A 3907-nucleotide genomic window follows, 5' to 3' on the forward strand; every position below is an offset into this window, starting at 1 on the left:
CCGGGCGCTTCGCGCGCCGCGCCGCTTCGCCCGATAGCGCGCGCGGGGCTCGTGCGCCTCGCCCCGCGGCCGGCGCCGCAGCCGCGGCCGCAGCCATTCGGCGAATTCGCGCTCGGCGAGCCTGCCTTCGGCGAGGGCGAGGTACTGCGGATAAAGCTCGAGATCCTCGGCCTCCAGCGTCATGCCGTTCAGCTCCAGAAACGCCTCGCCGCACACCGCCGCGGTTCGCTTGTTTCCATCCACGAACGGATGGTTGCGCGCGAGCCCAAACGCGAGGCTCGCCGCAAGGTCCGCGCGATCGGGCGCCGGATCGCCGTACGCGTGCAACTGCTGCGGCCGGGCGAGCGCCGATTCGAGCAGCCCTTCGTCGCGCACTCCCGCGCTTCCGCCATGCTCGGCGATCTGGCGGTCGTGGATCGCCAGCACCGCCGCCTTCTCCAGCCAGACGATCATCGCGCCGGCTCAGCTCTCGGCGAGCTTGCGAAGGAGCGTGCGGCGCTTGCGCATTACGCGCTCGGCGACCTCCATCTGCCGGGCGATGCGCGGATCGTAGGGCGAGAGCTTGATGCCGTCGGGAAGCTCGGTCGCGTAGAGCACGTCGCCCTTGGCGAGGTGCAGCCGCGCAAGCAGCGCCTTCGGCAGCACGATCCCGGCCGAATTGCCGACGGTGGTGATCTTGATCTTCATGGAAGCGCCTCCGTCGCGGATTATAACGGGCGTTATATGCGGAAGGAGGCGGATGGCGCCCAAGCAGCGCGCCGTTTACAACGCCTGCTATTTTGTCGCCAAGCGCATTCGGCTTACGTCTGGCCACCCGGATTCAGGCGGATCGGGCGCTTCGCACCCTTCACCTTGCCGCGCCTGCCCGGCCGCACCCAAGGCAGCGCGCGGATTCGCCGCAGGTATGCGGCCTCCGCGTGTTCGGGCGACACCTCGACGGCGGTGAGCCGCGCGATCGGCCGCCCGCGGTCGGTGACGATCACGTCCATGCCCGCCTGCGCCAGCCGCAGGTACTTCGCCAGCCGATTCTTCATTTCGCGGATCGGGACTTTCACGTGTTCGGCTCCGCATAGCTCCAAGTGTCGCATCGTAGCCATGACGGTCCCGCGCGAGCAATGCGAGGACCGTGACGAGTTGCAATGGCTATTGCAAGCGCGCGTTCGCGTGACCAGCAAATGGCCGCTTATCCTCGCCATTCGGATGCAAGCTCAAGCTCGCAATCGGGCGCATAAGAGGCAAAAGCGACGCGCTATATCCAGAGGGTCCCATTACAACGCGCGGTTACCATCGCGCTCGAGGTAATGGAAATGCAAACGAACGATCCAGAGAGCCGGACGGAAGCCACGAAGCATCCCAGAGGGCCACAAGGCGATGATTTGCCCGAGAGGCAACAGCGCGGGCTATCGCCGTATCACAATCATCGGCGACATGGTTACGTAGTTGCTGCAACCGGCGCACCGGGGCCTGTATTTGCCCCCCATCCGCTGATATTGAGGCTGAGCGCGAAGCCAGGCTCACATCGTAACCTCAATCTCGCCACCACATTGTCGGTTGTCCAACGCTGGCGCAAGGCGATCCTGAGCCACAGCAACGGCCTTTCCGAACGGGTTCGCTGCATGCTGAGCGGCCACGATGCCAATGGCGATCCAGCGGACGATCCGCACCTCGCCTTCCTCCCTCTTGCGTTCGTCGGCCACGAGCACGCCGATGGCCACCTGCTCGGCATGGGTCTCGCCCTGCCGTTCCGCATATCCCGCGACGAGCGCCGCGAAGCACTGCGCGCCATCGCCGCCGTGCACGAACTCAAGCTCGGCCCCTTGGGTGTCTGGAGTGTGGAGCCGGTGACGATGTCGCAACCGCCGTGGAATCTGCACCCGGAAGCCTGGACCGCGCATCCGCGCGGGGCAACGCACTGGGCCACGGTGACACCCATCGCCTTCGACCGCCACCCGAAAGCCAAAGACAAGGCGCAGCACCAACAGGAAGCCGCCGCCATGATCGCCGAAGCGTGCATCCGCGTTGGCTTGCCGAAGCCGCGCGAGGTCATCGTCACTCCGGTCTCCGTGCATTTCGGTGTTCCGCCCGCCTTCGCGTTCCCGCGCCTTGCACGCAAAGACGGAAGCGAACGCCAGCACACCCACGCGATCCTCGTCTTCGACGAACCCGTGTGCGGGCCGCTGCTCGTCGGGGCGGGGCGGTTTCGGGCCTATGGAGTGTGTCGACCGATGGATGCCGAACACGAAAGTGGTCGTGGAAAACGGTTCCACGGACATTGGGTGTAGTGGAATTGAGTCATGAGCACAATAGGTGACACTAGCCAGTGCTTCGCCACATGGTTCGCCCGCGCGATGGGCATTAGCGGGCGTACACCGTTCCCCTACCAACGAGATCTCGCTCTGAGCGAACGGCTCCCTGAGTTGCTCGAGGTTCCGACGGGGACCGGCAAGACCGCTGCCGTCGTCCTAGCTTGGCTCTGGCGTCGGCGCCACGCGCGCTTCGGCAAGGCGACCCCACGTCGGCTCGTGTATTGTCTTCCGATGCGCGTGCTCGTGGAGCAAACGCGCGCCTGTGTTATCCGCTGGCTGAACAACCTCGGGCTTCTTGCTGGCAGGGCGACGTTCGACGGCGTCCGGCTCGATCGCTACGAAATCGACTGGGGGCAAAACGACAGGGTCGCCGTCGTCGCGCTGATGGGTGGCGAATCGCAGGATGACTGGCGCGCCTATCCCGAGCATGAGGTTATCGTGGTTGGGACGCAAGACATGCTGCTCTCGCGGGCGCTTAACCGCGGCTTCGCCATGCCGCCTCAGGAGTGGCCCATCGACTTCGGGTTTCTCAACATTGACGCCCTCTGGGTAATGGATGAGGTTCAGCTCATGGGACCGGGGCGCACGACGAGTGTGCAGCTCCAGCAGTTCTGGGACGACGCGCCGCCATCCCACGGGCTGCGCCAGACAATCTGGATGAGCGCCACGCTTGGTAGCAAGGCGGGACCTACCGGCGTTCCCGAGTGGATGTGCTCGCCGGAGCGTACAGGCCGAGGTCTCACCAAGGCGCCGCACCGCCACACGAATGCTGACCTCAAGCACCCGGACTTCAAAGCGCGCTGGAGAGCGCCCAAGCACCTTGAGTTACGTCTTGAACGCGGTGAGGCTGCGAAGGTTGCGGCTAAGTCATTGCGTGGCAAACGCAAGCCAGCGTCCGCAGATGCCGCGCAGACGGTCGCGCCCGGCTGGACGATCGAGAGTCCCGATTTGCTCGCATCCATCCTCGATGAAGCGCAGGAAGGGCGTCTAGTGCTCGTCTTCGTGAACCAGGTCAAGCGTGCGCGCGAACTCCACGCTCGTCTTCGCGAAAGCGCCGGAGCCGGGCCGGAGGTCCTCCTCGTTCATGCCCGCATGCGCCCGTATGACCGGCATGAGTTGACGAGAGCAGTCGAGAGCGCTACGCCCGCTTCCGGACGCGTCGTTGTCACGACGCAGGTCCTCGAAGCCGGCGTGGACCTCGACGCTGATGCGCTCTTCACGGAGCTATGCCCGTGGCCGTCGCTCGTGCAGCGGCTTGGACGACTGAATCGAAGCGGCACGCGACCGAGCGCACAGGATGTCAAGAATGGCACTCGACAGCCCGCCATGGCAGTCGTCTTCGAGCCGCTTCCTCCAGCACGCAAGGAGAACGAGTCGGAGGGCGACTACGAGCGGCGGAAGCGCGAGGCGAGCTTACCCTACGACGCTCAAGCCCTCGAAGAAGCGCGTAAGCTTCTCGAAAAAGTGGAGAAACAGCACGGTGGGTCGCTCTCTCCCGAGACGCTATCGAACCTGTCGATCTCGCTCCCACTCGAAGGCCCCGTCCTCCGGCGCTTCGATCTCGACGATCTCTTCGATACCGATCCGGATCTCTCCGGTGG

Annotated in this window: 5 protein-coding genes; 2 read left to right on the forward strand and 3 right to left on the reverse strand. The window is 65.1% G+C overall.

Annotation, left to right across the window (positions count from 1 at the left end):
- The 3 genes from VNM24_17540 to VNM24_17550 all read right to left on the reverse strand — a co-directional run.
- Positions 1–453: type II toxin-antitoxin system death-on-curing family toxin (locus VNM24_17540; GenBank protein HWQ40384.1), on the reverse strand; the 453-nt coding region annotated here is incomplete at its 3' end.
- 9 nt (positions 454–462) lie between these two features.
- Positions 463–687: an AbrB/MazE/SpoVT family DNA-binding domain-containing protein gene (locus tag VNM24_17545; protein ID HWQ40385.1), complete on the reverse strand. Its 225-nt coding sequence runs from the start codon at positions 685–687 to the stop codon at positions 463–465.
- Positions 688–800: 113 nt separating this feature from the next.
- A complete protein-coding gene (locus tag VNM24_17550; GenBank protein ID HWQ40386.1) occupies positions 801–1055 on the reverse strand; it encodes a type II toxin-antitoxin system prevent-host-death family antitoxin in 255 nt (84 codons plus the stop codon).
- Between the two features lie 252 nt (positions 1056–1307).
- On the opposite strand from VNM24_17550, the gene csb2 reads away from it, so the two are divergent.
- On the forward strand, positions 1308–2282 hold the full coding sequence (gene csb2 / locus VNM24_17555) for a type I-U CRISPR-associated protein Csb2 (GenBank protein ID HWQ40387.1): 975 nt from the start codon (positions 1308–1310) through the stop codon (positions 2280–2282).
- Between the two features lie 66 nt (positions 2283–2348).
- The coding region (gene cas3 / locus VNM24_17560) for a CRISPR-associated helicase Cas3' (GenBank protein ID HWQ40388.1) at positions 2349–3907 on the forward strand (1559 nt) is incomplete at its 3' end.

The organism is Burkholderiales bacterium, assembly GCA_035560005.1.
In the GTDB taxonomy this organism is placed as follows: Bacteria; Pseudomonadota; Gammaproteobacteria; order Burkholderiales; family Eutrophovitaceae; genus DASRFY01.

What these genes read in the sequence shown, in the direction of transcription:
- VNM24_17545 (HWQ40385.1), bottom strand. Translation starts at nt 687, where the DNA reads ATGAAGATCAAGATCACCACCGTCGGCAATTCGGCCGGGATCGTGCTG.
- csb2 (HWQ40387.1), top strand. Translation starts at nt 1,308, where the DNA reads ATGCAAACGAACGATCCAGAGAGCCGGACGGAAGCCACGAAGCATCCC.